The organism is Lysobacter gummosus (genome assembly GCF_001442805.1).
Classification (GTDB): domain Bacteria; phylum Pseudomonadota; class Gammaproteobacteria; order Xanthomonadales; family Xanthomonadaceae; genus Lysobacter; species Lysobacter gummosus.
On record NZ_CP011131.1, the window covers coordinates 710,931 to 737,493 of the forward strand.

17 protein-coding genes are annotated in these 26,563 nt (G+C 67.7%); 10 read left to right on the forward strand and 7 right to left on the reverse strand.

Going from position 1 to position 26,563, the window contains the following annotated elements; genetic code table 11:
• Positions 1–98: 98 nt before the first annotated feature.
• The 3 genes from LG3211_RS02835 (at position 99) to LG3211_RS02845 (ending at position 3,441) form a co-directional block, all read left to right on the forward strand.
• Complete coding sequence (locus LG3211_RS02835) at positions 99–797, forward strand: SIMPL domain-containing protein (protein ID WP_057941503.1); 699 nt, start codon at positions 99–101, stop codon at positions 795–797.
• 196 nt (positions 798–993) lie between these two features.
• The gene (locus LG3211_RS02840) at positions 994–2,181 is read left to right on the forward strand and encodes a lactonase family protein (RefSeq protein ID WP_057941504.1); all 1,188 of its coding nucleotides are present in this window, start codon (positions 994–996) and stop codon (positions 2,179–2,181) included.
• A 231-nt stretch (positions 2,182–2,412) separates the two neighbouring features.
• Positions 2,413–3,441 carry an aldo/keto reductase gene (locus tag LG3211_RS02845; protein ID WP_057941505.1) on the forward strand — a complete coding sequence of 343 codons (1,029 nt, stop codon included), beginning with the start codon at positions 2,413–2,415 and terminating at the stop codon, positions 3,439–3,441.
• A 123-nt stretch (positions 3,442–3,564) separates the two neighbouring features.
• Here LG3211_RS02845 and LG3211_RS26240 read toward each other — a convergent pair whose 3' ends face one another.
• On the reverse strand, positions 3,565–5,688 hold the full coding sequence (locus LG3211_RS26240; protein ID WP_057941506.1) for a hypothetical protein: 2,124 nt from the start codon (positions 5,686–5,688) through the stop codon (positions 3,565–3,567).
• A 369-nt stretch (positions 5,689–6,057) separates the two neighbouring features.
• On the opposite strand from LG3211_RS26240, the gene LG3211_RS26685 reads away from it, so the two are divergent.
• The 6 genes from LG3211_RS26685 (at position 6,058) to LG3211_RS02880 (ending at position 13,744) form a co-directional block, all read left to right on the forward strand.
• A complete protein-coding gene (locus LG3211_RS26685; RefSeq protein WP_057941507.1) occupies positions 6,058–7,977 on the forward strand; it encodes an N-acetylmuramoyl-L-alanine amidase in 1,920 nt (639 codons plus the stop codon).
• A gap of 231 nt (positions 7,978–8,208) precedes the next feature.
• The gene (locus LG3211_RS02860; protein WP_057941508.1) at positions 8,209–10,365 is read left to right on the forward strand and encodes a SpoIID/LytB domain-containing protein; all 2,157 of its coding nucleotides are present in this window, start codon (positions 8,209–8,211) and stop codon (positions 10,363–10,365) included.
• Between the two features lie 84 nt (positions 10,366–10,449).
• Complete coding sequence (locus LG3211_RS02865; protein ID WP_057941509.1) at positions 10,450–11,217, forward strand: M23 family metallopeptidase; 768 nt, start codon at positions 10,450–10,452, stop codon at positions 11,215–11,217.
• 198 nt (positions 11,218–11,415) lie between these two features.
• On the forward strand, positions 11,416–12,333 hold the full coding sequence (locus tag LG3211_RS02870) for a HEAT repeat domain-containing protein (RefSeq protein ID WP_057941510.1): 918 nt from the start codon (positions 11,416–11,418) through the stop codon (positions 12,331–12,333).
• A gap of 477 nt (positions 12,334–12,810) precedes the next feature.
• The gene (locus tag LG3211_RS02875) at positions 12,811–13,020 is read left to right on the forward strand and encodes a cold-shock protein (RefSeq protein WP_057941511.1); all 210 of its coding nucleotides are present in this window, start codon (positions 12,811–12,813) and stop codon (positions 13,018–13,020) included.
• Between the two features lie 172 nt (positions 13,021–13,192).
• Positions 13,193–13,744: a DUF6630 family protein gene (locus LG3211_RS02880; protein ID WP_057941512.1), complete on the forward strand. Its 552-nt coding sequence runs from the start codon at positions 13,193–13,195 to the stop codon at positions 13,742–13,744.
• A 186-nt stretch (positions 13,745–13,930) separates the two neighbouring features.
• Here LG3211_RS02880 and LG3211_RS02885 read toward each other — a convergent pair whose 3' ends face one another.
• From LG3211_RS02885 to LG3211_RS02910, 6 genes are all read right to left on the reverse strand, one after another.
• A complete protein-coding gene (locus LG3211_RS02885; RefSeq protein ID WP_057941513.1) occupies positions 13,931–14,833 on the reverse strand; it encodes a glycosyltransferase in 903 nt (300 codons plus the stop codon).
• A gap of 170 nt (positions 14,834–15,003) precedes the next feature.
• Positions 15,004–16,335, reverse strand: coding sequence for a condensation domain-containing protein (locus LG3211_RS02890; protein ID WP_057941514.1), 1,332 nt, complete (start codon positions 16,333–16,335; stop codon positions 15,004–15,006).
• Positions 16,336–16,462: 127 nt separating this feature from the next.
• On the reverse strand, positions 16,463–18,076 hold the full coding sequence (locus LG3211_RS25370) for an N-acetylmuramoyl-L-alanine amidase (protein ID WP_187313127.1): 1,614 nt from the start codon (positions 18,074–18,076) through the stop codon (positions 16,463–16,465).
• Positions 18,077–18,499: 423 nt separating this feature from the next.
• Positions 18,500–19,852 (reverse strand): MATE family efflux transporter, encoded by a 1,353-nt coding sequence (locus LG3211_RS02900; protein WP_057941515.1) that lies wholly within the window; start codon positions 19,850–19,852, stop codon positions 18,500–18,502.
• A gap of 157 nt (positions 19,853–20,009) precedes the next feature.
• The gene (locus LG3211_RS02905) at positions 20,010–21,290 is read right to left on the reverse strand and encodes an MFS transporter (RefSeq protein WP_057945232.1); all 1,281 of its coding nucleotides are present in this window, start codon (positions 21,288–21,290) and stop codon (positions 20,010–20,012) included.
• A 273-nt stretch (positions 21,291–21,563) separates the two neighbouring features.
• Positions 21,564–25,379: a M48 family metallopeptidase gene (locus LG3211_RS02910; RefSeq protein ID WP_057941516.1), complete on the reverse strand. Its 3,816-nt coding sequence runs from the start codon at positions 25,377–25,379 to the stop codon at positions 21,564–21,566.
• A 382-nt stretch (positions 25,380–25,761) separates the two neighbouring features.
• On the opposite strand from LG3211_RS02910, the gene LG3211_RS02915 reads away from it, so the two are divergent.
• A complete protein-coding gene (locus tag LG3211_RS02915; protein WP_057941517.1) occupies positions 25,762–26,442 on the forward strand; it encodes a DsbA family oxidoreductase in 681 nt (226 codons plus the stop codon).
• Positions 26,443–26,563: the final 121 nt, after the last annotated feature.

The following is a 26,563-nucleotide window of genomic DNA, read 5'->3' on the forward strand; positions in this document are numbered from 1 at the left end:
CCGGGCGGGCCCGGGCGCCCGCGCCGAGGCACCGGTGGCATCGACGGGCGGCGCCACCGGCGGCAGAATCCTTCCGTCGCTCCATACGGGCCGTGCTTATGAAGATCGTGGCGAGCTGCTTATTGGCGCTGTCGGCGCTGGCGTGGTCGGCGCCTGCGCCGGCGCAGTTGGTCGATATCGACGGCGGGCGTTTCCATGTCGCCGGCTTCGGCCGCGTGGCCTGGCAGCCGGACCTGTTTGAACTGGCGTTCACCGTGGTCAGCCAGGGCGACGACGCGCGCGGCGCGCGCGAGCGGCATCTGCCGGCGGTGGCGGCGGTGCGGCGCATCGTCGAGGCCCAGCGCGCGGCCTTGAGCGAGCAATCCGAAGACGCGCCGCGCCTGCAGGTCCGCGAAGGCGAGGGCGGGCGCGCGACGCATCGTTTCGATACCCGCTTCGTGCTGCGTGTGCGCGGCGCCGATGCGGTGGCCTTGCTGCAGCAGCAACTGGCCGATGCCGGCGTCGCGGCGTTCGAACTGCGGCCGCTGTCCGAGCGTTTGCCGCAGTACGGCGATGAGGCGCGGCGGCAGGCGTTGCGCGACGCCAAGCGCAAGGCGGAACTGATCGCCGGCGAAATGGGCTGGAAGCTGACGGGCGCGACCGCGGTGAAATTCCAGGACGAGCGGCCTTGGTGGCTGCCGCAGACGCCAACGGCGCGGCAATACGAGGCGCGCGCTTACAACTATGCGGCCGAGGCGCCGGCGCAGAGCGGCGAGGTGACTTCGCAGGTGGATGTGGAGTATGCGTACAAGCGGTGATTTCCGAGGATGGTGTGTCGCGATCCGAGCGGAAGGCATCGGGCCTGAAGGCCCTCCCACAAAAGACTTCGTGGCCGCGATTGCGCCCGAACCGATGCGAACTTCGCACCGGCATCGCATCGCGCGGCATCGGCGCTTGGTCATCGGCGCGGATTGATGCAGGATCGAGCCTCGCGCCGACCCACCGGAACCGACGATGACTTTGCGATCCACCCTGCTTGCCTGGAGCCTGATCATGACTTCGACCTTCGCCGCCGACGCGGGCGCCGCCCGGCCCACCGATGCCGCGCCGACGGAATTGCTGATCGGCTGCTACACCGGCCCGGCCTGCAAGGGCATCGGCCGTTACCGCTTCGACGCCGCGCGCGGGCAGGTCGGCGCCGAGCCGGTGGAAGTGATCGAGACCGATAATCCGTCGTGGTTCACTTTCTCGCCCGACGGTTCGATCTTGTACGCGGTCAACGAGAACGGCGCGCAGTCGGCCGATCCGGTCGGTCGCGTCAGCAGCTTCGCCCTGGGCCGCGGCGATGCGCGCACGCAGCGCTTGTCGCAGGTCGGCAGCCTCGGCGACGAGCCCGCGCACGCGGCGACCAGCCGCGACGGGCGCTATCTGTTCGTCGCGAATTATTCCGTCAACGCCACGCCGGGCGGGACGCTCACAGTGCTGCCGATCGACGCGCAAGGCCGACTGCAGCCGGCGGTGCAGGTGTTGACCCATCGCGCCAGCCAGGCCGATCGCGAACGTCAGCTCTCCACCCACGTGCACGCCGCGGTGCCGTCGCCGGACGGGCGTTATCTGTACGCGGCCGACCTGGGCGCGGACAAGCTCTATGCCTATCGCTACGATCCCGCGCACAGCGCCGAACGCCCGCTGCAGGCCGCGTCCACGCCGTACCTGGAATTGCCGGCCGGCAGCGGCCCGCGCCATCTGTTGTTCGACGCGAGCGGACGGCATGCGTATCTGACTTTGGAAATGAGCGGCGAAGTGGTGGTGCTGGACTACGAGGACGGCCGCCTGCAGGCGGTGCAGACCGTGGCGCTCGACCCGGGCCGCACGCAGGGCAACGCCGCCGCGGCGCTGCATCTGTCCGCTGACGGCCGCTTCCTGTACGCCAGCAATCGCGGCGAAGACAACCACATCGCGGTGTACGCGGTCGACGCCGGCAGCGGCCGGCTGAGCGCGTTGCAGCGCCGCGACAGCGAAGGCCGCGGCCCGCGCGAATTCGCGCTGTCGCCGGACGGGCGCTTCGTGGTGGTGACCAATCAGCACAGCAATACGCTGCGGGTGATCGAGCGCGATCCGCGCGACGGCAAACTCGGTAAGACGGTGCAGTCGATGGCGATGGCATCGCCTTCGGATGTGAAGTTCGTTCCGGCGCGTTGAGTCGGCAGGTTCGAGCGGCGCGCCGACTGGATGAATTCAGTCGGCGCGCTTGCGTCACTGTAGTTGGGTCGATGCGGCTCACGCCTTTGCAACACTCGGCGGGCTAGGCTTACCGCCGCGATGCCGTCGCTCACGCGCGCGCCGTCGCACAACGCAGCATCCCACCGCCCCGGGTTGAGCGCTCGCCCGCGTTGGCGTGCAATGCGGCCTTATCCCCATCAGGAGTGCGGCATGGAACATCGTTATCTCGGCGCGTCCGGCCTGCGCGTGCCCGTGTTGAGTTTCGGCACCGGTACCTTCGGTGGCGAGGGCGACTTCTTCAAGGCCTGGGGCCAGACCGACGTGGCCGGCGCGCGGCGTCTGCTCGACGTCGCCATCGATGCCGGCGTCAATCTGTTCGACAGCGCCGACATCTATTCCAACGGCGCGGCCGAATCGATTCTCGGCGAAGCGATCAAGGGCCGGCCGCGCGACAGCCTGCTGATCTCGACCAAGGCCACGTTCCGTTTCGGCGATGGCGAGAACGAAGTCGGTTCCTCGCGCTATCACCTGATCCGTTCCGTCGATGCCGCGCTCAAGCGCCTGGGCACGGACTACATCGATCTGTTCCAACTGCACGGCTTCGATGCGCGCACGCCGATCGAGGAAACCTTGTCCACGCTGGACGATCTGGTACGCGCCGGCAAGCTGCGTTATCTGGGCGTATCGAATTTCTCCGGCTGGCATCTGATGAAGTCGCTGGCGGTCGCGCAACGCTACGGTTGGTCGCGTTACGTCGCGCATCAGGCGTATTACTCGCTGATCGGCCGCGATTACGAGTGGGAGCTGATGCCGTTGGCGCTGGATCAGGGCGTGGGCGCGGTGGTGTGGAGCCCGCTGGGCTGGGGCCGCCTGACCGGCAAGATCCGCCGCGGCCAGCCGTTGCCGGAAACCAGCCGTCTGCATGTCACCGGCGACATGGGGCCGCCGGTGCAGGATGAGTATCTGTACAAGGTGGTCGATGCGCTAGACGAAGTCGCGCAGGAGACCGGCAAGACGATTCCGCAGATCGCGCTGAACTGGTTGTTGCAGCGGCCGACGGTGGCGACGGTGGTGATCGGGGCGCGCAACGAGGAGCAGCTCAAGCAGAACCTGGGCGCGGTGGGTTGGAATCTGACGGCCGAGCAGGTCGCCAGGCTCGATGCGGCAAGCGCGACGGCGAAGGCGTATCCGTACTGGCACCAGAGCGGGTTCGGCGAGCGCAATCCTTCGCCGGTGTGAGTTTGGGTCGGAGTGGCGCGGCGATGCTTTTCGCTCAGATCATTTCGCCTTAGCGCCCCGCCAACAAACAAAAACGCCCGGCCAGGCCGGGCGTTTTCGCAAACATGGAAATGGCCGCTGACTTCAGCCGGCATCCTGCATCTTGAAGGTCCCAGGCAGCGCCGTATTGCGCTGATCGCCCCACATCATCATCGACACGAAGTCCTCGCAGCCGGCCTGGCCGCTGCGCGAGATCGCGGCGAACACTTCGTCCGGCGTCTTGGCGATGGCGATCTGCTCGGTCACATCGTTCGGGAACGGCGTCACCCGCCCGGAGTCGAGATCGCGCAGACGCTCGCCGCCGTGCTCCTCGCCGCCCAGGTTGCCCACGCTCTGGCGGGCGCGGTCGCGCAGCGACATCAGATTCGAATCGGTGAACTCGAACTGCAGGTGCTGATCGCCGTCGAACTTCTTGTTGAGTTCGCCGGGGTGATAGGCCGAGTTGAAGTACGAAGCGGCGACATCGCTGGTGTTGGGCAGCACCAGGGTCCACTGGGTGGAGTCCTTCACCGGCTTGCCGTCGGCGCCGACCTGGAACTGCACGTCGGTGGTCTGGCCCATCGACTGGTAGCTGTTGGTCTGATCGACCGTGCCGTCCTGCCAAACGTTGCGGGTGATGGTGAGCTGGCTGCTGTTGCCGATGCCCATCGACACCGGGCCCAGGTCGATACCCAGGCGCGCGGCATGCTCGGCGTTGAACACCTCGGTGGTGCCCGAACGCTGCACGCCCGGCGGGTTCCAGTCCGGCACTTTGCCGCCGCTCATGAACGTCTGGTAGGCGTCGCGGCCTTCCTGCGTCGACAAGTCGATGCGCGCGGTCTGCAGCGAGCGGGTTTCGCTGCTGGTCTCCACGCTCAGGCCGACCGAATACGAACCGACCTTGCCCAGGCCGAACATGGTCGCGTTCTCCACGGTCTCCATGGGGCCTGCGTAGACCTCCACCACCGAGCCTTCCATCTTGCGCACGCCGAAGCCGGCGCCTTCGAGTTCGGTGTGAGTGCCGCCGATGCCGACATAGGATTTGAAGTTGAGCGCGAAGTCCGAACCGGTAAGGTTCTGGCCGCGCATCAGGACCGAGGCGCCCTCGGGCATGGCCAACGGATCCAGCGGGTTCGGCATGGCGGTGGTATCGCCGTTGTCGAGCCGCGCGCCCTGCTGCGGCGCCACCGTCGCTTCGTAGCTCAGGCGGCTGCCCTCGAATCCGGTGATGTGGCCGGAGATCGGCAGTCCCTTGACCACATTCTTGAGCAGCTTGGAGTTGTCGACCAGCTCTTTCACGTCCGGCGGCACCCGGCCGAGCAGGTCGGCGATGCCGTAGAGCTTCTGCAGCGGCGTCTTGCCCAGGTCGGCGCCGGCTTCGGCCTGCACCTGCACCGAGGCCTTGAACTGCTGGGTCTTCTGGAAGTCCACGCCGGTCTGCACGTCCGACAGCTCGACCTTGCCTTCGACGGTGACGCCGGCGTTGACCCGCGCGGGAATGAACGAGGGCGTGCCCACGCCGGCCACCGGCATCTGGTAGCTCACCGCGGTGCCGGGGTTGATCGCGTAGGACAGCACGTCCGGCGGCATCAGCTTGAGCAGCTCGTAACCGGAGGCGATCTGTTCCGGCGTCGCATTCACCGGCAACTGCACGCCGAGGGTGTCCAGCGCGGTGCGCATGGTCTGCGGCGGAAGCGCGGACACCTGCGCCGGGTCGGCGGTGGTCTTCTGGGCGGTCAGGTAGGCCGGCACCTGCGTCGGCTGGTCGGTGGCCTCGCCGACGATGCGCTGCAATTCCTTGACGTAAGGATTGCTGTTGAACGCATCGCGCGACTGCTGGTACTCGTAATTGGCGGTGGCGCCGTTCAGGCCGCTGTTGCGGTAGTCGTCGAGCTGGGGCTCCATCCGGTCCAGCGCCGCCTGCGCTTCGGTGCGGCGGGTGTTGTTGAACTCGGTGACGCGCGGCTGGTAGATCGAGTTGTAGACCTCCGAGGGCATGCTCGAAGACAGGTCGCTGTTCTTGGGCAGCGGCAGGCCGTGGATCGAGCGCACCGCTTCTTCCGGGGTCTTGGCTTCTTTCGGCGGCGGCGGCGGCGGGGGCGGAGGCGGCGGGGGCGGCGGTTCCGGCGGCGGCGCCTGCGGGGCCTTGGCGGCATCGAGAATGGCCTGCCGGTCTTCCGGCGGCAGATTGCGCAGAAGCTGGTAATTGACGCCGTCGATGCCGCTCATTGCTGATCCCTCGTCGTGGGTAGGCGGGCGCCCCGAAGCGCCCAGACCGTCACGATAAGAGTGCGCGTTCAGCTAGGGAACTGGGGCCAACCCTAGACCTGTCCAGCGCCGCCAGCGCCCGTCGCGCCTGCATGTCCGGCCTTGCGCCAGACCGCGGCCCAGCCCGCGCAACCGGCCGAAACCATGACGCGGCGCACCGCGACCGCCCCGCGGCCATGCCCGGATTCGCCGCAGCGCGCATTCCCCGGGTGACCCCGGTCGCGGAACCGAAAACCGGTGCCGCAAACCCGGCCCGACAGCACTTGCCAGTCAAACAAATGCAGTACAAAAGCCGCGCGGGAATTTTTAATTCTCATGGGGAAAACAAATATGAACGAATATTCCGTCCGCCAGTCGGACCGCCGTCAGCCGTGGTTGTCGCCGTTATCGTTCGCCTTGATCGCCGTATTGAGCCTCGCCGCTTCGGCCGCCCAGGCCCAGGCCGCGCCGGAGGACCGGGCCCTGGCCCAGCGCCTGCAGATCGAAGAATCGCTGGCGCGGGTCGATCGCCAGCTCTACGCCGGTTATTTCCGCCAGGCCTACGCCCGTTATCCCTCGATTCCGGCCGGTACCCTGGAATCGGTGGCGTATGTCATGAGCCGTTGGCAGCACCTGCGTCCGCAGACCGTGGCCTACGGCGAGCAGCACCAGCACATGCCGCAGGCCTACGGCGTCATGGGCCTGTACCACGGCGAAGGCTTCGCCGATCAGGTCGGCGAGGGCGCGCGCCTGCTCGGCGTGCCGGTCGCGCGCGTGCAGCGCGATCCGCTCAGCAACATCCTGGCGGCCGCGGCCTTGCTCGATCGCGAACTGCGCGCCGACGGCGTGAACGCCAAGTCTCCGGTCGAAGCCACCCGCGCCGCTCTGGAGCGCTATGCCGGCTTCGCCCGCGGCCAGGACAAGAGCGCGGTGCAGTCGCACGCCCGCGCCAGCTTCGCCTTCGATGTGCTGTTGGCGCAGGACAAGGGCGTCAACGATCGCGGCATCGTCGTTCCCGAACGCGCAGTGGCCTTCGAGCGCGCGTTCGATGCACGCACCCTGGTGCGGTTGCGCGCGCCGTTCGTGCGGCTGGACGTGGCCCGCGACCGCGTCGAAGCCGGTCGCCTGAATTCCAGGCAGGGCGATGCGTTCGCGATCGATCCGCTCAGCGAAACCCTGCAGGCGCCGGTGTCGGCCGCGGCCGACGAAAAGAGCACCGACTACCCGCCGGCGCTGTGGGTCGCATCGCCCTATCACCACGCGCGCACGTCTTACGACTCGGTGACCATCCACACGATGCAGGGCTATTACGCCGGCAGCATCTCCTGGTTCCAGAACAATCCCAACAGCGTCAGCGCGCATTACCTGATCCGCAGCTCCGACGGCCAGATCACCCAGATGGTGCGCGAGAACCGCGCCGCCCATCACGTCGGCGTGCATAACAACACCACGCTGGGCATCGAGCACGAAGGCTTCATCAACAACGCCAGCTGGTACACGGCCGCGATGTACAACGCCTCGGCCGCGCTGACCCGCCACTTCTGCGCGACCTACAGCGCGATCAGCTGCGCCAGCGCGTTCCGCGGCCCGGCCGGCAGCGGCATCAACGTGTTGCCGACCAGCGTCAAGGTCAAGGGCCATCAGCACTACAGCAGCCAGACCCATACCGATCCGGGCATCAACTGGGATTGGGCGCGTTATTACACCCTGCTCAACCCGGGCAACCCGCCCGGCGGCGGCAGCGTGATCGACAGCTTCGAAAGCACGGTCGGCCACTTCGACACGTCGCCGGCGTATTCGGGCAGCACCACCGGCATTTCGACTGCGTCGCTGAGCGAGCGCAACTGCACCACGCGCAAGAACGGCGAGTGCTCGCTGCGGGTATTGCTGAAGGACGACACCGCCAGCGCCAACGCCTGGGCGGTGCGCCTGTTGTCGGCCAGCGGCAATCCGGCCAGCAACGCCAACCTGACCCGCGCCAACGGCAAGGTCGGTTTCTGGGTCTACACCGGCGCCACCGGCCTGAGCGCGGCGATCGGCATCGACGACAGCGACGGCACCGAGCGCTCGCTGAGCCGCGCGATTCCGGCCGATACCTGGACCTATCTGGAGTGGAGTCTGACCGACGATGCGCAATGGGACGCGTGGGTGGGCGGCGCCAACGGCGCGATCACCGCCGCCACGGTGAAGCTCGATGCGGTGTGGTTCTACCGCGACCAGACCGCGTTCGACGTCAACCTGTATCTCGACGATGTGCAAGTGAAAAACTGAGGGGCGGGCGCGCAGGCCGCAATCCCGCAGCGGCCTGCGCGCTTTTTCTTGTCATCGGACCAACTCGGACGGGTTTCAATCCTTTGGTGGCAGGGCCCTTCAGGCCCGATGCTTTTCGCTCAGACCTCACGCAATCACAGCTGCAGACAGCGTCGCGCCTGAAGATCCTCCTACAAAAAACTTCGTACATCGCAGCGAACAGGCCGGACCAAACGACAGGGGGAAACACCGATGTCGGAACCCAACGATTCACCCGCGCCGAAGCACCGCCGGCCCCGCCGCGCACCCACCTGGCTGGCGATCCTGGCGCTGCTGATCGCCGGCGCGGTGTTCGCGCAATGGCTGCGCACCGCGCGCGGTAACGCATCCACCGCAGTCGCCGCGCCATCCGCCGCGGCCCGCTCCGCCGCGAACGCCGGCGATCGCCATCTGCCGATCCGCGTGCGCGACAGCGTCAGCGGTCGCATCCTGGACTCGAACCTGACCGTGCACGCACGCGGCGCCTCGGCGCATGTGCAGGACCTGCGCACCGCGGCCAGCGGCGAACGCATCGCCACGCTGGCGCCGGGCGAATACGAACTGGTGATCGGCGCCGCCGGCTACCAATCGCTGACCACGCACACGCGCATCGACGCCGCGCAGCCGTTGCCGACAACGGTGTGGCTGACGCCGGCCGCGCCGTCGGACGCGCTCGACCTGCTCGCGCTGAAGGCCGCGGCCTGCGCGCGTTGCGCCATCGTCAGCGGTCATCTCTACGATCGCGCCAGCGGCCGACCGCTGGCCGGCGCGCAAGTGCGCAGCAGCCAGGGCGCGCGCACCACCAGCGACCGCGAAGGCTACTTCGAATTGTCCGCCACGCTGCCGCGCGCGCTCGCCAGCGACAGCGAGGCGCTGCCGGCGACGTTCGATCTGAGCATCGAACATGCCGGCTACCGCGGCCAGCGCCTGAGCGGTCTGGCGCTGCTCAACGACAGCCGCCATCTGATTCTCGATCTGGATCGCGGCGACGGCCTCATCGCCATGGATCGCCGCCACGTGCAGCAGCGCGCGCGTCAGCGCGAGGATCAACAGCGGCCGCAATCGCCCGAAGACGCGCTTCGCGGGCAAGCCGATGCCGCCGCGTCCGCGGATGAGGCCGGCCTCGATCCCGCGCGTCCGCAATCGGTCGCGCTCGCGCAACGCCTGGCCGCGCAGGCCGCGAGCGTCGCCGTGCCCGCCAGCATCCGCGTGGGCACCAATTGCTCCGGGCGTTCGTGCACCGCGGTGTCGGTGTACAACTTCGAGGACTATGTCGGCCGCGGCCTGGACGAAGAATGGATTCCTTCATGGAATCCGCAATCGCTGGCCGCCGGCGCGGTGGCGTACCGCAGCTACGCCGCGTATTACGTCGCCCATCCGGTCAACAGCCGCTACGACATCTGCTCCAGCACTTCATGTCAGGCCTTCAACGCCGACAGCGTCGCCGCCACCGTCGCCGCGGCCGCGGCCACCCGCGGCGTGCTGTTGACCCGCGACGGCCAGAACGCGGCCTTCAGCGAGTATTCCTCCGAGAACAACGCCTGGGACGATCCCGGCGATGGCCTGTCGTGCGTCAACAACGATCTGAGTTGCGGCAACGGCAACAACGGTTCGCCGCGCAACGGCTGGCCGTGCCTGTCCGATGACGTGGGGCGCGGCCGCGGTTGCTTCGGCCACGGCCGCGGCATGAGCCAATGGGGCACCCAACGCTGGGCCGCGAACAACGGCCGCGACTGGCGCTGGATCGCCAACCATTACTTCAATGCCAACAACAATCCCGGCGGCCAGCGCAACGCCTTCCTGGCCAACGACGGCGGCGGTGGTCCGGGCGGCGGCGCGGTGGTGCTGGACGACTTCGAAGGCGGCGTCGGCCGCTTCGCCAGCGCGCCGACCTTGTCCGGCAGCACCGCCGGCATTTCGACCGCATCGCTGGCCCAGCACGACTGCGCCACGCGCAAGAACGGCGTGTGCTCGCTGCGCGTGCTGCTCAAGGACGATCCCGCCGTGACCACCGCGTGGTCGGTACGGCTGCTGTCGGGCGGCGGCACGCCGGCCAACAACGTCGAGTTGATCCGCGACGGCGGCAAGGTCGGTTTCTGGATCTATACCGGCGCCAGCGGCCTGCGCGCCTCGCTGAGCATCGACGACAGCGACGGCACCGAGCGCGCGATCGAACGTGCGATCCCGACCGGCCAATGGACGTACCTGGAATGGTCGCTGGACGACGCCGCGCAGTGGAACGCCTGGGCCGGCGCCAGCAACGGCCAGATCGACGGCGCCGGCGTGCGTCTGGACGCGGTGTGGTTCCTGCGCGAACAGACCAGCTTCGACGTCAACCTCTACCTCGACGATGTACAGATCGTGCACTGAGTTTCACCACCGATGTTTCGTCCTGTTGTCCCGATCTTGTCGCCGCGGCGCGAAGCTCGCGGCCCCAACCATGGAGTTGTGCTCATGAAGTCAGTCAATCGCACCCGCGGCGCGCTGGCGCTGTTCGCGTTCGCGGCTTTGTTCGGATCGGCCGCGCAGGCCGCGCCGACGTTCCAGATGCCGTTCCCCTGCGGCCAGGTCTGGTCCGGCCAGACTCGCACCAATCACAGCCCGGCCAACGCGGTGGATTTCAACCGCGCCAACGATGAAGGCGACACCGTGGTCGCCGCCGCGGCCGGCACCGTCAGCGTGGTGCGCAATCTCGGCGATACCAGCTACGGCAAGTACGTGGTGATCGATCACGGCGGCGGCTGGACCTCGTTGTACGCGCATCTGAATTCGTATTCGGTCTCGGTCGGGCAGAGCGTGGCGATGGGCAAGTCGATCGGCACCGTCGGCACCACCGGCGGCTCGACCGGCCCGCATCTGCATTTCGAAGAACGCCTCAGCGGCACCGCGCAGAAGATCAAGTTCAACGGTTCGCAGATCCTCTATTGGGGCAGCGACGACTACACCAGCCGCAATTCCTGCGGCAGCAGCGGCGGCGCCACCGGCACGGTCAACACCAACGGCACGCCGTTGAATGTGCGCTCCGGCCCGGGCACCTCGTATTCGATCGTCGGCAGCCTGAGCGACGGCGCGACGGTGACCATCCAGTGCCAGACCACCGGCACCTCGGTCAGCGGCACCTACGGCACCAGCAACATCTGGAACCGGATCGGCAGCGGGCGCTTCATTCCCGATGCGTATACCTACACCGGCTCCGATGGGCGGGTGGCGCCGGATTGCTGAGTGGGGCGCGGCCCTCACCCCCAACCCCTCTCCCGCAAGCGGGAGAGGGGCTTTGAGCAAAAAAGCGCGCATGCAGTCCCTTCTCCCGCTTGCGGGAGAAGGTGCCCGGAGAGCCTGCCCCCGCGAAGGCGGGGGGCGGATGAGGGCGGTTCGATCCGCTGCGCGTATGCTTGAACCCGATCTCGCCACCACTCGCCGATGACCGCCACGCGCGTTCTATTGATCGCCCTCATCTCCGCCGCGGCCGGTGCCGTCGCCGGCGGCGCGTACGTGACCCATCGCGATGCCGCATCGGTCGCGTCGGCGACACCACCGCAAGCGGCCGCTGCGTCGCCGCCGAAGCAGCCACCGGCCGCTGACGAACAATCGCCCTATCCCGAATACCTGTCGCTGGGCGGCAACCACGTCAGCTTCCAATCCCTGCGCGAACGCGCCAGCCGCGATCCGGCGTTCCTGCAGAACCTGTTGCAGCGCTTCCGCAACGAAACCGACCCGGCCGCGCGCGGCGAACTGCTGTCGCTGCTCAACGCCGTCTCCGGCGAGGACGTGCTGCGCTTCGCCCTGTCGCTGGCGGCGAGCACGCGCGCGCAGGACGAGCGCGACGGCCTCGATCTGCTGCGCGCCTATTCGATGGATCGTGCCGAAGTCCGCCAGGCCGTGCTGAGCAAGCTGGAGCAGGGCGGCGATCCGCAGCGCACCGCCGAACTGGTCGGCATGCTGACGCCGACCACGATGCCGAGCGAAGACGCCGCGCCAGTGGTGGCCGAACTGAGCGCGCTGACCCGTCACGCCGATCCGGCCGTGCGCGCCGAGGCGGTATTGCAGCTGGCGCAGTGGGACGACGGCGCTCAGGCCGAGGACGTGCTGCATCGCGCCTTGCTCGACGCCTCGCCGCAGGTGCGCGGCAAAGCCATCGCCGGGGTGCAGAGCTCGCACCTGCGCAGCGACCGGCTCAAGGAGGCCCTGCTCGACATCGCCGACGACCCGGCCAGCAGCGCCGCCGATCGCGGAGCGGCCGCCTTCGCCCTGCAGGACTTCCGTCTCAACCGGGCCGAATACGGCATCTGGCGCCGGGCCCAGACCCAGGCCGACCGCGATAGCGGCGAGGGCGGCTGAACAACGGTTCGGCGCAGACTGGCTCTCCAGGTACCCCGGCAGGCTGTTTAGGGGGCATCCAAAGCGTGACCGCCAGCCCGTTCAGCTCGTCCGCTCCAATAGTGCTGAACCGGGTCTACGCGAGCTGGGTATTTTCCCGCTTCGCCGAAATAATTTCTTTTGAAATCAATTCGATAGAATTATGGTCAGGGCCGTTTACGCATGCCTGCGCGGCCTGAACCGATATCTGTAATTGATAATTTTGTGCCAAATTTGGCAAATCGTCTGAACATCCGACTCCCAAGCCAATTGATTTTCGCCCCGGACGCTACTACGGTGTGCGGGCTGAGTTAGTCAAGGGTCACCGTAGGTCGTGACCCGATGCCGTAGATCAACGATCCACAGATCCACTCCATCGTTCCACGCTTCCTCCTTGCAACCAGCCCCACCGCCGTGCAAGCGGCATTCCAAATACATACGTTTCAAGGAGTTAGTAACATGGCAGATCGTGAGATCGGAACCGTCAAGTGGTTCAACGATGCTAAGGGCTTTGGCTTCATCTCCCGCGAAGGCGGCGATGACGTGTTCGTGCATTTCCGCGCGATCCAGGGCCAGGGCTTCAAGAGCCTGCAGGAAGGCCAGAAGGTCTCCTTCGTCGTGACCCAGGGCCAGAAGGGCCTGCAGGCCGACCAGGTTCAGGCGGTCTAATTCGCCCGTACCCGTGACCTGCGGCGCAAGCCGCGAGTCGCTCGAAAAGCCCGGCGCAAGCCGGGCTTTTTCGTTTTGGGCGCCCGGGCCGCCGTGCCGATGCCCCGATCGCCTCATTCCCGCGCCGGGCGTTTTCCATCACCATGATCCATCCCCCACGCGATGCGCCGCCATGAGCTCACCCGACAACGAATCCGATTACGAAGACGACGCCTTCGACTTCAGCGGCAACGACGACGATGAGGACCTGGACGAAGAAACCCTGTTCTGGCAGCTGCTGCTGCTGATCAATCCGGGCGACGAAGAAACCGCGCTGCACCAGTTCGGCCGCTTCCGCGAACTGCGCGAGGGCGCCGACGACGACGGCGAAGCCATCGACACGCTGCAGGAGGTGATCGACTGGACCTCGGGGTATCGGGTGGAAGAGGGCGACACCCAGTCCTTCATCGACTCGATCGCGCAATTGGCCGCGCGCTGGAATCTGCAGGTGGATTGGGGCGTGGAAGATCCCACCGACGATGAGTTCCTGCAAAGCGTGGATGTGCCCGAGCTGATGTCGACCGCGCACGACCGTCTGCGCGAGCATGGCTATACCGTGTGGAATCGCGATACGCGCGACGATACCTTCGCGGGGTGGATCACTTTGCGGCGCGACGACGAGACGATGCAGGCGGTCGCGGCGGCGTTGGGGATCGATATTCGGCCGGGTAGCGATGCGTTTTGAGAGCGGCGTGTTTGTAGGTTTCGTCGCGATTTGAGCGTAAAGCATCGGGCCTGAAAGGCCCTCCCACAAGAGCAAGGCATCGGGCCTGAAGGGCCCTCCCACAAGAGCCTGCGAAGCCGCGGCCTCTTTTGTGGGAGGGCCCTTCAGGCCCGATGCTTTTCGCTCAGCTCGCCGCGCACCAGCGAATCAGTGCTTACAAAACGCCGCCACCCGCGGATGCCGCTGCTCGAACGTGCCGAGCTTGCCGAACAACCCATCGAAATAACCCACCGCGATCGCGACCACCTTGCGCAGCTTGTGCTGCTCGCACACCAGCACGCAGGCCACCTGGTGCAGGGTCAGCAGCTCGATCAGCCAATGGATGGACCAGCGCGCCGAGTTCGAGCGCAGCGCATGCACCGCGTTGCGCGAAGCGTAGTAACGCCGCCATGCCACATGGTTGCTGGTCGAGAAAATCCCGCGTTTGACGTACTCGCCGACCTGCTGGCGCATCTGCACGGCGGCGTTGACGAACACCGGCACGCCGTTGCGGGTGGCGCGCATGCCGTATTCGATATCGACATACTCGATGAAGTAATCCTCGCGGAACTCACCGACCCTGCGATAGGCCGCGGCCGAGATCGCCGAACCCGAGGAGATCACGAACAAGGTCGGCACCAGACCTTCGTCGCGCTCGTCGATGCGCTCGGGCTTGGGCATGCGCAACTCCGGCGAGAACACCGGCAGGTACTTGCCCAGGTTCACTTCGAACACCTTCGGCCCGACGATGAACGCGTCGGCGCCGGTGCGCGCGCAGGCCCGCATCATGCCGTCGAAGAAATCCGCGCCGAGCTGCGAGTCCTGGTCGAGCAGGAACATCACCTGGCAACCGCGCGCGAACACCAGCTGCGCGCCGCGGTTGTAAGCGCCGGAGATGCCGCCGCGGTTGGCGTTGTGCACCACCTCGATGCCGGACTCGCGCAAGCGCGCGTGCAAGTCCGGATCGGCTTGCGGCGAGTTGTCGACCGCGACCACGTGGCGACAGACCGCGCGGGTGGCGGCGAGCTGCTGCAGGTGCGCGGCGCTGGGCTGCCACAGCACGACGATCACGCCAAAAGAATCAGGATCAATGGAAGTCCGGCCGTCCTGCGAGCTGCGAACGCAGGGCCCCGAATTCGCGGCGTCACCGGCCGAAGCCGCCTCACTCCCCGTCGGACCGACCTCCGCGCCCGCCACCACCTCGGCCTGACTCAACGAAGCATCGCGGCGCGCCTCACCGCTCATGCCGCCGCCCGCATCGGCAGAGCCTGCGGCGCCGGCGCGTGCGCACGCTCCAGCAGCAGGGCGTTGGCCAGATCGCGCACGCGCTCGGCTTCCACGCGCGGCAGCGATGCGGTGTCGCAGGTCAGGGCGAAGTCCAGTTCGCCCGCATAGCCGGACATCAGCACCGCGGTGGTGCTGCGCCAGGGCAGGCGCGCGGTCGGGCTGAATACGGTTTCGACGCGGAACTCGCGGTACTCCTGCGGAATCTCGATGCGGCCGATGTTGGACAAGGTGGTATCGAACTGATCCAGGTCGGAACGGCGCTCGGCGACGAACTGGCCGAACACCGACTGCATCATCTCCAGGCCGACGAAGTATTCGTAGACGTTGCGCGCCATGCGCTCGATCCGCTGATTCAAGCGGCTCTTGAACTGCCTGGCCTGTTCCCAGAACGCGGCGTCATCGACCTGATCGGGCGCGAGCCTGGTGTCGAGCGCGACGATCGAGCCCGGCGAGGCCGAGAACAATTGGTCGGCGCCGATCAGCGGCAGGAATTTGCGGATGTCGATCGGCGCGAACACCTTGCCTTTCGCGCTCGCGCCCTTGACCGTGCGGAACGCCAGCGAGAACGCCACCGCCATCGCCGCGAACATGGTCACGCCCTCGGCGCGCGCGCGCGCGGCCAGCGCGCTGGTGGCTTCGCGCGGCAGTTTCCAGTGCAGCACGTAGAACTCGCCCTGCGGCACCGGCTTGCGCTTGCGGCGCAGGGCGAAGAACAGGCGGAACGCCAGCGCTTTCCAGGCCGCGCTGCGGCGGATACGGCGGTCGGCCAGCACCTGCGCCGGCAGAATGTCCTGCAGCGCGTTGAAGCTGGTGTGGCGGCCGATGTCGAGCTGCGGGTTGTCGCACAAGGCCAGGGTTTCGCGCAGCAGGGTCATCATCGACATGCCGTCGCAGATGACGTGGTGGCAGACCACCAGCAGTTCGCCGACCGGCTCGCCGTCGGCGTCCACGCCGTGCACCCACACCATGCGCATCAGCGGCGCGCGTTCGCTGGCGAAGCGGGTTTCGCGTTCGATATCGGACTGACGCTGCCATTCCTCGTCGTCGCGGCGCTCGGCCAGGCGCAGCGGAATCGGCGCCGGATCGTCTTCCAGCACGATGTCCGGCGGATCGCCGTCGATGATCGAACAGCGCAGCATCGGATGCTTGCTCTGGACCTTGTCCAGCGCATGGCGCAGTTGCGCGGGGTCGATGCGTCCGCGCACGCGCGCGGCCTGGACGATGGTGAAGGTGGAATCGCGATCGACATACATGATTCGCTCGCACAACATCATCTTTCGCTTCATTCGGTGACTCGTGACAGTGGGGGAATTCGTTGCTGCGGGGCGGGGGCGTTCGCGTGGATTCAGCCCTCGTCCCACCCCTCTCCCACGATGGGGAGAGGGGCTGTTTCAGTGATTGCGCGGCTACCGATCAGCAATCGGGAATCACCACGCCGTTGTTGTCGCGCGCCTCGTCGTTGCCCCAGCGGCTGAGGTAATAAGCCGAAACCCAAGCGCCGGCCGGACCGACGTCGAGATCGGTCTTGAGCCAGTAGTGGTTGTAGCTGGTGCCCGAACGCACTTCCTCGCCCCAGGCCTTGCAATAGACATAGTTGGTGCCCTGGTAGAGCGTGCCGACCGGCGTCAGCGTCGACGGCCACTTGTAGCCGGTGGCGTTGGCGAAGGTGTCCACCCAATACTTGCCGGGCGGATTCGGCGGATTGCCGCCGCCGTTGATCAGGCTGTAGTAGTTCGACCACGGGAAGTATTTGCCCGGGTCGTAGCGGTTCTCGTTGCCCGACAACATGCCGTGGCCCTTGACCCGCACGCTGTCGGGGACCAGATGGAAGGTGTCGTAACCCGGGCCGCTCCAGGCGCTGGCGCAATTTACGCCGCGGCGCGCGCAGATGCTCTTGGTCAGGCGCGCCGAGGCGTTGACCATCGCCGCCGACCAGTTGCCTGCATCGGCGGCGCGGCCGTCGTGCTCGATGCCGACGGTGTAGTAGTTATGGTTCTTGGCGTGCCAGGCCTGATGGTACTCGCGCACCATCTGGGTGATCTGGCCGTCGGATTTGCGGATCAGGTAATGCGCCGAGACCTGCGCGGACGGGTTCTGGAACCACGAGATCGAGCCGGCGTACGAGCCTTCCATCGTGTGCATGATCACCGCGCTCATCGCATTGGAGGCGGTGCTGTAGTTGCTGGAACTGGCTGGATTCCAGAGCGCTTCGCCGAAATCCATCGCCTTGGTGCCGACATCGGTGGCCGGCGCGTTGAGCGCGGGCGCGGCGAGTTCGCGCGCCAGCGCATCGTCGACGCGCACGCTGTCGTCGCCGGCGTTCATCAGCAAGGTGGACGCGCGCAGCTTCCGCAACTGCCCGGCATCGAAGGCGCGTTCGAGCTTGAGCGGCTGGGCCTTGATCTGCACGCCTTGTTCGTTCACGCCGCGCTGCAAGGTCTGCAGCACGGCGTAGGCGAAGCTCTGCCGCGCGTAGTCGGCGATGCCGCCGTTGGCCGCGCCGTAGCCGGCGTAGCGCGCGAGCACCGGCGCCAGATCCTCGGGTTGAGCGAGCGCGCGGCTGCGCTTGTCGGACTGGCTGGCGGCGAGTGCGCGATCGAGCAGCGCGGCCGCGGCGAGGATGTTGCTTTCCGGATCGTCGATGACTTGCCGCGCGCTGCGGCCGATCAGGCGCGCGCCGTCGCCGATCTGGTCGGCGAAGCCGCCGCCATGGTACAGGCCCATGACGCCGAAGGAGCGCGGCATGTGCAGATCGCGCGGGTCCTGCGCCGGATCGGGGCGAACGTGGGTCCAGTTGGTTTCGGCGTAGGCGATGGCTTCCAGGGAACCGGCGGGAAGATTCGGATAGCGCGCGTAGGCGCGGCGGAAATACTCGGGATACGACGCGCGTTGCGCTTGCGCCAACACCAGGGCGTTGGTCTTTTCCAGGTTCAGTTGCAGCGTGTCGAAGCGGTCGCTTGCGCCGGCCAGGGCTGAAGTCAGCAGTAGCGAGCAGCCCAGGGCTGCGGCGAGAGAGTGCGGATGCATCGAACGATCTCCTTCGGACGCGGCTGCGATAAAGCCGCGTGGTTGCAAGGCAAGCATGGATCCCGTTCGTTCATTGTCGTGAGCGAGAGGTCGCGTTACGTGATCCGTTACCGGAAACCGCTGCGAGATGACAGGTCGATTTGTGCCCGCGTTTCCATATCCGTGCTTTGACCGCCGACACATCCGTGCGATTCATGCCGATGAACGCGTAAGCTCGGCGGCTGCGCTCGCGCACGAACGGCTGTAACAAAAAACGCTCGCGATCGCGGCGGCGCGAATAAAAAAGGGCGGCCATGGGCCGCCCGGGTCGTCGTCCCGGGTTTGCCCCAGGGGGATGGTTTCGCCATCGCGCAGCGAGCGCGCGGCGCTAACGCCTTCGCGCATGAGGTTTGCAAGGCGCGGCGCATGCGCGCCGCACGCGATTCACACCGCCAGCGCGAGCTGCGGCAAGCGTTGCCGGAACTGGCGATGCAGCAGCCACAGGCTGAGCGCGGCCTGCAGGGTCAGGGTGGCGACCGAGAGCCACCACAGCTGGTGCAGTTCGAAACCGGGCTGCGCCGACAGCCATATCGCCGGAACCGCGAACGTCACCAGACGGCTGGCGCTGCTGAGCAGGGCCGGCACGGTATTGCCCAGCGCCTGGAACAGGCCCGAGCAGCTGAAGATCAGGCCCGAGGCGATGAAGTTCCACGAGATCACCGCGAGAAACTCCGCCGCGACCCGCACCACCGCTTCTTCCTGGGTGAAGCCGCGCACCAACAGCTCCGGCTTCCACTGGCACAGCAGCGTAAGCACCAGCATCACCGCCGCGCTCATCAACGTCGCCGCGCGAAACGTAGCGAGCACCCGCTCGGGCTGCCGCGCGCCCACGTTCTGCCCGGCCACCGGCGCGGTCGCGAACGCGATCGCCATCGCCGGCAGAAAGATCGCCTGCATGATGCGCGAGCCGATGCCGTAACCGGCCTGAGCCTCGGCGCCGAAATGGCGGATCACCCAATAGATCAGGCCCATGTACACGAACATCAGCGCGAACTCGCCGCCGGGCGGCAGGCCGATGGCGAGGATGCGCTTCCACACCGACGGGCGTATCCGCAGCAGGGCCGGATCGGCGCGGACGTATTTCTCCAGGCGCAGGAAGTACCAGACCATCAGCACCAGGCCGGCGCCGATCGCGATCGAACTGGCCAGGCCGGCGCCGGCTACGCCCATTGCATGGCCGGTCAGCCAGCCGGCGATCAACACCGGCGCCAGCACGATGTTGAGCACGACGGTGAAGATCTGCACCAACATGGTCGGCTTGGCGATGCCGGTGCCGCGCAGGGCCGCGCCCATCGCGGTCGGAATGAACTGCAGCGCCAACCCCGGCAGAAACCAGTGCAGGTACTCGATGCCGGCCGCGGTGGTCGCCTGATTGGCGCCGAGCATGCGCATGTACGCGCCGGCCAGGGCGTAACCGGCGACCAGCACCAGCACCATGCACGCCAGCGCCAGCAGCAGGCTCTGGTTGAACACCAGATTCGCGTCGTCGCGATCCTTACGGCCGGCGGCCTGAGCGATCAGCGCCATCGTGCCGACTGCGAGGATCTGCGTCAGCGCCATGATCACGAACTGGACGTTGCCGGCGGCGCCGACGCCGGCGATCGAGGCATCGCCCAGGCGCGCGACGAAATACAGATCGACCAGCACATACATCATCTGGAACAGCATGCCGGCCGCGATCGGCGTGGCCATGCGCAGCAGGTGGCCGGGAATCGAGCCTTGGGTCAGATCCTGCATCGCGATCACGCAAGGAAGAAGTCGGAAGTCACGACGTTACCGCGCATGCGCACGGCCTGCACGACGTAAAAAAACAACGCAGGCGGCCATGGTGTCGTGAATCGGCCGATAGGGAAAAACCGCGCGTGCGCGTCGGGGCGCAGCGCCCCGGGCCTTGTTACCAGGTGTCTTCCAGATACCGCGGCTTGCACGCCAGGCGTCCGCCCACGATCAGCACCAGCAGACAGGCGCCCAGCATCGCGAACGGCCACACCCAGCCGTGGCTGAGCTCGTGCAGCCAACCGAACGCCAGCGGCCCCAGGCAGCTGATGGTGTAGCCCAGGCCCTGCATGAAACCGGACAGGGCGGCCGAACCGCCCGGCGTGCGCGTGCGCAGATTGATCAGGGTCAGCGCCAGCGGGAACGTGCTCGGGCCCAGGCCGATCAGGCCGACCCACAGGAACGTGCCGTGCATCGGCGCCAGCAACAGGCCGGTGAAACCGCCCAGATACGCCAGCACGCAGGCCAGCACGATCGGGAACGGATTGGCGATGCGCACCGCCAGCATCGGCATGCACAGCGCGCTGATCATGCCCAGGGTCGAAAACAGCGCGACCATGCTGCCGCCCAGCGCGGCGCTGCCGCCGGCTTCGACCAGCAGCTTGGGCAGCCAGGTGAACATCGAATAGGTGATCAGCGAGGTCATGCCGAACATCAGCGTCATGCCCCAGGCCACCGGCGAGCGCCAGACCTTGCCGCGCGCGACCGGCGCGGCCGGCACGGACAGTTCCGGCGCTTCATCGCCGATAGCGACGGCGCGATCGTGCGTGCTGGCCAGTTCGCGCGCCTGCGCCGAACGGCCACGCGCTTCCATCCACAGCACCGTCAGCCACGGCAACGCTGCGGCCACCGCCACCAGCGACCACGACGCCAGCGACACGCGCCAGCCCGAAGCCTGCGCCAGCGGCACCGCCGCCAGCGCCGGCAGGATCGTGCCCAGTTGCAGCACCGTGATGTAGGCGGTGCTGACCGTGCCGACGCGATCGCCGAAATAGCGTTTCACCAGCGGCGGCAGCACCACATTGCCGATGCCCATGCCGGCCAGCGCGATCGCGTTGGCCGCGAGCAACTGCCCGGTATCGCCGACGAAGCCGCGCGCCAGCAGGCCCAGCGCCGCCACCGCCATCGCCAGCAGCGCCGCGCGCTCCAGGCCGATGCGATGCGCCAATGCCGGCGTGGCGACGCCGAACAGGGCGAACGCCGCGGTCGGCACCATGCCGAACACGCCGGTCATGGTCGAACCGAAGGCGAATTCGCGGCCCAACGCGTCCAGCAGCGGCGTCAGCGAGGTCACCGCGGTGCGCAGGGTGAACGCCGACAGCACGATGCCGACCAGCACCCAGGCGCGGCCCTGCCAGAGCGGACGGGCGAGGGACGTGGGGGCTGCGGTAGCGCTCATGGCGTGATGCGTCGTCGAAAGAATGGGGGAGCGGTGCGAGCTGCCGCGATCGGCCTGCATGCAGGCTCGCATCGCAAAAAGCGACCCGAGCGATGCGAAACCTGGGAGAGCCGATCGCCGACATCGCGAAGGATATCGGCCGGATGCGGGAGCGAGGTGGACACAGTGTGGCCACTGGCCGGCATGCGCGCCAGCACCGGCGCGGCAACGGTCAGTTGCGGCAAAGTCGCCGCGGCGCCGGAGCGGCGCCGCGGCATCGGCGGTTCACGCCGTTCAGGCGAAGTAGGGCCGCTCGATCGCGAACAACAGGCGCTTGGCGCCGTCGCGCCAGGCGTTCGGGCAATCGCGGCCCAACAGCACCACGGCGGTGGCGTAGGCGATGCCGCGCGAACGCGGCGAAATTTTGCCCAACGCGCGCTCGGCCTCGGCGGTGGAGGCCGCGCCGCCGCGGCGCACCGCGTCGAAGAACGCGGCGATCTTCGCCGAGTCCTCCGGATCGGCGCGCATGGCGACCTCGCGCAACTGCGAAGCGGCCGCGTGGTGCTCGCGCGCGGCCAGCGCCGCCAGCGCCCACGACGCCGCCGGATCGTTCTCCACTCGCACGCTCTGCGTCAGCGCGCGCGCCACGGTTTCGGCCGGCGCGCCGTCGGAGGCGGCGACCAGGCTCAGCAGACGCGCTTCCAGTTCCGGCGAGCTTTGCTTGGTCGTCAGTGCGTGGCCGAGCGAGCCGCCCTTGAGCGCGGCATAGGCCCAGTACGGCGATTCGCGCGGCACGGTGTTGTTGTCGATCGCCAGCAGCAGCTTGAGCTGCTCCGACTCCGGCGCGACCACCTGCGCCGATTCGCCCTCGATCGCGCGCTGCGCGCGCGCCAGCTCCGGTCCCAGCCAATCGGCGGCCTGCGGCATCTTCGCCGCCTGCTGCAGCAACGGCAGCGCCTGCGCCCACTGCGCGCGTTCGCTGGCGCCGTAACCGGCCGCCAGCGCGAACCAGCCGTGCTCGGGCCAGCGTGCGTGGCCTTCGGCGAAGGCGCGATCCTGGGCTTCGTCGTCGGCCGTGCAGCGCACCGCGATGTAGCGCAGGTCGGCCGAATCGGGCGTGCGTTCGGACAGGCCGCGATGGCGCGCGCACACTTGCGCGTATTCCGGCTTGCCCTCGACCGCGTCCTGCTCGGCGCGCAGCGACACCACTTCGGTCGGCGCGCGGCGCAGGCGTTCGCCGATCAATCGGGGGAATTCCGGCGTGGTCGAGGCCAGTGCCAGCCATTGGCTGATGTGGCGCGAATCGGCCGCGTCCCAGCGCGCATGCGCGGCGATCATCAAGGCTTTCTCGTCGTCGCCGGCGGTCAGCTGCAACTGATCGCCCGGCGCGAACCCGGCGAACTCCTGCAACACGGTGCGCGTGCCGCCATCGCCCTTGGTGTTGATCTGCTTGGGCGGCTGCTCGAACACGTAGTCGGCCGCCGCCGTGCTCCAGCGCGGCGTGCCGAGCTTGCGTTCGGGGAATTCGCCGCGGCTGCCGTAGACCGCGGTCCATTCCACCAGCGGCGTGGCCGAGGCGATGTTGTAGACCACGTGCGAAGCCTGTTCGCGGTCGCTGTCGAATTCCTCCACGGTCGCGCCGTCGGCGGTGCGCGCGACCACGTGATGGCTACCGCTGCCGGGCAGGTCCACGGTGAGATGCTGCAGCGGCGGCAGATCGAGGGTGTGGCCGTCGATCTCCACCCGCATCGCCTGGGCCAGGCCGTTGATCACGGTGATCTTGGCCACGCCGATCGAGGCGCCGACGAACAACACCGCGCCGACGATGCCGCCGGCCACCGCCACGCGCGACATCGACGGCACCAGGCCGTCGGCGGTCTGGAAGCGATCCCACCAGCCGAGCTTGGTCTGGCGCTTGCGGCCGCCGCCGGGCTTGAGCAGGTTGTATTCCTGCGGCACCGCGGCGGGCGAGTCGGGCGTGCTCGCGGCGAAGCGCTCGTCGCCGTCGCCAGCGGTGGCCGGCGCATCGGCCGGCGCATCGCTCGCGCTGAACGCAGCCAGCGCATCGGCGCCAGCGTGTGCGCGCGCATGCACCAGCGCAGCGACTTCATCCTCGGTCGACAGCAACGCGCCGAGCGCGGCCTTGCGCAACGCCGCCAACGGGCCGAGCGTGCCGCGCACCCAGTTGTCGATCACACCCAGCCATTTCTGGATGTTGTCGCGATCGGCCAAGGGCAGGCGGAATTCGCCCATCACCTCGGCCCAGTCGCTCGCCTCCAGGCGCTCGGCGATGCGCCGGTCCAGGCGCACTTGCCCGGCGTGATCGTGCAGCCGGTGCAGCGTGCGCTGCAGCTGATTGGCCGCCGCCACCAGGCGATTGAGTTCGTCGGAGGACACGCGGCGATCGGCGGTGACCACCTCGTAGGTGTTGACCAGCAGCCCGTTGATGTCCTGCACGTCGGCGTAGCTGTGATCGGCGTAATGCAACACCGCCAACTGGCCGCGCAGCAGCGCCTCCCACGGGCCGCCGAGCGCGCGCGCCGCGGTCAGGTGCACGCTGCGGCAACGGCGATCGTGCTCGCGCACGTCCTCGCGCAGTGGCGTCAGCTCTTCGTCCAGCTGAGCGATGATCTTCGGCAGTTCCTTGGCCGGCAGTTCGCTGCCGCGCCAGTGCAGCACGCCGCCGGTCGCGCGCAGATGGCCTTCGCGCATGGCTTCCAGGGTGCCGCGCTCGGCTTCCAGCTCGCGCAGACGTTCGAGCGCGTCGCCGTGCGCGGCCGGATACAGGCCGCGCAGATGCTCGCCCAGGTCGGCGCCGGCGGGCAGGGGGTAGTACAGCTCGTCGCAGCGGTCGTAGTCGCGCACGATCGAGCGGCCCAGGTAGGTGCCGCGGAAGCGTCGGTCCAGGGCGGGATCGGCATAGTCGCGTTCCAGATGGCGCAGCGATTCCTCGATCGGCACCGGCGGCAGCGGCTCGGGCGCGTCGATCATTTCGCGCGACATGCGCTCCTTCAATGCCTGGCCGTCGCGCAGCAGGCTCATCGCCGGGCGCGGATCGATCTCGCAGGCGATGTAGCTGCGCTTGATGTTGCGCTCGCGGTCGCTGTTGGCCGGATGCGTGGACCACATCTGCGGCGGCTGCGCCAGTTCGTTCTTGAACACGCGGTGGCGCTCGCGTTCGCTGCCTGGCAACTGCGGCGGCTCGCCGTATTCGGCGTCGGCGAAAACACGGCGCAGATGCTCGATGATGCGGGTCTGGATCGCGAACAGATCGGCCACCGGGCGCTGGTTGGCGTATTCGCGGCCGGCGAAGCTCAGCGCGCGGTCCCAGGCGTCGTCGGCGGCGCCCAGGCGGTGCAGGGCATGCACCAGCGCATCGCTGCCGGTCAGCGAGGCGGCGACCAGATCGGCCTGGTATTCCATCTCGCGCGACAACGCGCGCTGCGCCAGCACCACCAGCCGGAACACCATCTCTACGACCGAGCGGATCGACCACACCACCAGCGACAACAGCCAGCCGACCCAGGCCACGCGCAGGTCGAAGCGCGACAGCGCGCGCAGGAAGTCGTCGAAGGCATCGCGCTTGGCGATGATGTGCGCGGCCACCTGCTGGGCGATGTAGACCCAGCGCCCGACCGCCATGGTGCGCTGGGCGAAATGGCCGAACTCGTGCGCCAGCACCGCCTTGAGCTCGCCCAGGTTGAGCACGTTGACCAGCGCCAGGCCGATTTCGAGGTTCTTCTTCGACGGCACGATCAGGTTGAGCAGCGACAGGTCGTAGAACACCCCGGCGTTGACCCGCGGCGACAAGAACACCCGATGCGGACGCGGCGCGCCGGCCTCATCGGCCAGCCGGTGCAGGAAGGCGAACAGGTCGGGCTGATCGGCCGGCTTGAGTTCCATGTCCTCGCCGCTCTTGCCGCGGCGCTTGAACACCAGCGCCTTGGCCATGAACACGCACAGGAACGCGGCGCAGGCGCCGGTGATGCCGTTGCCGATCAGGTTCTGGCCGTTGCTGTTGACGATGCTCGCGAACAGCCGCCAGGCGGTCCAGCCGAACCAGGCCAGCAAGGCGAAGTAGATCGCGACGAAGCCGAGCAGGCCGGCCATGGCGAGCTAGGCGTGACGGCGGTAGGCGGCACTGGGCGCAGTCAGTTGCGCAGGCACGGATGCAGGTCCGGCCGGATACATCGAGTCCATGTTGTCCCCATTGAGCGTTGGCGCGGCGCGAGGGCCGCTGCGGTCGGCGCCCCGGCCCGCCCGGGCCGTCCCGCGGCGCGGGCGCCCCGGCCGGACGCCGGGCTATTTTGCGCATAGTTTTGTGACCCAGTCATCAGTCCGGTGGGCCCGGACGGACCGCCCCGCCAGCCGCTCCCGGCCGCCGCGATGGAACGCACCGATCCGCCGGTGCGGCCGCGCGCGGCTTGATGACGGCCGGCGCCGGCCGCATCGTCTTTGCACCTATTCGATGCGCCCCGCGCGGAGTTTCACCATGAGTTCCTTGTCCCCCGGTACGGCCCCGCGCGTGAAGATCGATTTCGTCTCCGATGTCGTCTGCCCGTGGTGCGCGGTCGGCCTGAATTCGCTCGAACAGGCTATTGCCCGGCTCGGCGACGAGGTCGAGATCGAACTGCATTTCCAGCCGTTCGAACTCAACCCGCAGATGGCCGCCGAAGGCGAGAACATCGACGAGCATCTGGCGCACAAGTACGGCCTGGGCGCGCAGCAACTGGCGCAGAACCGCGAGGCCTTGCGTCAGCGCGGCGCCGCGGTCGATTTTGAATTCAACGCGCGCGATCGGATCTACAACACCTTCGACGCGCACCGCCTGCTGCATTGGGCCGGCGTCGAAGGCGCGGCGCAGGAGCGGGCGCTCAAGCACACGCTGCTGAAGGCTTACTTCACCGACGGCCGCGATATTTCCTCGCGCGAGGTGCTGGCCGCGGTGGCGACGGAAGCGGGCCTGGACGGCGAACGCGCGCGGGCGCTGTTGGCTTCGGACGAATACGCCGATGCGGTGCGTGAGCAGGAGCAGTTCTATCAAAGCCAGGGCATCCGCGCGGTGCCGTCGGTGATCATCAACGACCGTCACCTGATTCAGGGCGGACAGCCGGTGGAGCAGTTCGAAGCGGCGTTGCGGCAGATCGCCGGCGTGCCGCAAGCGGCGGGTTGATTGCGGGCGGATGCGACTGCGCCGTAACGCAGTCGCATCGCGCTCAATGTAGAGACGAAGCTTCGGAATCTTTTGTGGGAGGGGCTTCAGCCCCGACGCAAGATCGCCGCGAATCCGCGGT

What these genes read in the sequence shown, in the direction of transcription:
- LG3211_RS02835 (WP_057941503.1), top strand. Translation starts at nt 99, where the DNA reads ATGAAGATCGTGGCGAGCTGCTTATTGGCGCTGTCGGCGCTGGCGTGG.
- LG3211_RS02840 (WP_057941504.1), top strand. Translation starts at nt 994, where the DNA reads ATGACTTTGCGATCCACCCTGCTTGCCTGGAGCCTGATCATGACTTCG.
- LG3211_RS02845 (WP_057941505.1), top strand. Translation starts at nt 2,413, where the DNA reads ATGGAACATCGTTATCTCGGCGCGTCCGGCCTGCGCGTGCCCGTGTTG.
- LG3211_RS26240 (WP_057941506.1), bottom strand. Translation starts at nt 5,688, where the DNA reads ATGAGCGGCATCGACGGCGTCAATTACCAGCTTCTGCGCAATCTGCCG.
- LG3211_RS26685 (WP_057941507.1), top strand. Translation starts at nt 6,058, where the DNA reads ATGAACGAATATTCCGTCCGCCAGTCGGACCGCCGTCAGCCGTGGTTG.
- LG3211_RS02860 (WP_057941508.1), top strand. Translation starts at nt 8,209, where the DNA reads ATGTCGGAACCCAACGATTCACCCGCGCCGAAGCACCGCCGGCCCCGC.
- LG3211_RS02865 (WP_057941509.1), top strand. Translation starts at nt 10,450, where the DNA reads ATGAAGTCAGTCAATCGCACCCGCGGCGCGCTGGCGCTGTTCGCGTTC.
- LG3211_RS02870 (WP_057941510.1), top strand. Translation starts at nt 11,416, where the DNA reads ATGACCGCCACGCGCGTTCTATTGATCGCCCTCATCTCCGCCGCGGCC.
- LG3211_RS02875 (WP_057941511.1), top strand. Translation starts at nt 12,811, where the DNA reads ATGGCAGATCGTGAGATCGGAACCGTCAAGTGGTTCAACGATGCTAAG.
- LG3211_RS02880 (WP_057941512.1), top strand. Translation starts at nt 13,193, where the DNA reads ATGAGCTCACCCGACAACGAATCCGATTACGAAGACGACGCCTTCGAC.
- LG3211_RS02890 (WP_057941514.1), bottom strand. Translation starts at nt 16,335, where the DNA reads ATGAAGCGAAAGATGATGTTGTGCGAGCGAATCATGTATGTCGATCGC.
- LG3211_RS25370 (WP_187313127.1), bottom strand. Translation starts at nt 18,076, where the DNA reads ATGCATCCGCACTCTCTCGCCGCAGCCCTGGGCTGCTCGCTACTGCTG.
- LG3211_RS02900 (WP_057941515.1), bottom strand. Translation starts at nt 19,852, where the DNA reads ATGCAGGATCTGACCCAAGGCTCGATTCCCGGCCACCTGCTGCGCATG.
- LG3211_RS02905 (WP_057945232.1), bottom strand. Translation starts at nt 21,290, where the DNA reads ATGAGCGCTACCGCAGCCCCCACGTCCCTCGCCCGTCCGCTCTGGCAG.
- LG3211_RS02910 (WP_057941516.1), bottom strand. Translation starts at nt 25,379, where the DNA reads ATGGCCGGCCTGCTCGGCTTCGTCGCGATCTACTTCGCCTTGCTGGCC.
- LG3211_RS02915 (WP_057941517.1), top strand. Translation starts at nt 25,762, where the DNA reads ATGAGTTCCTTGTCCCCCGGTACGGCCCCGCGCGTGAAGATCGATTTC.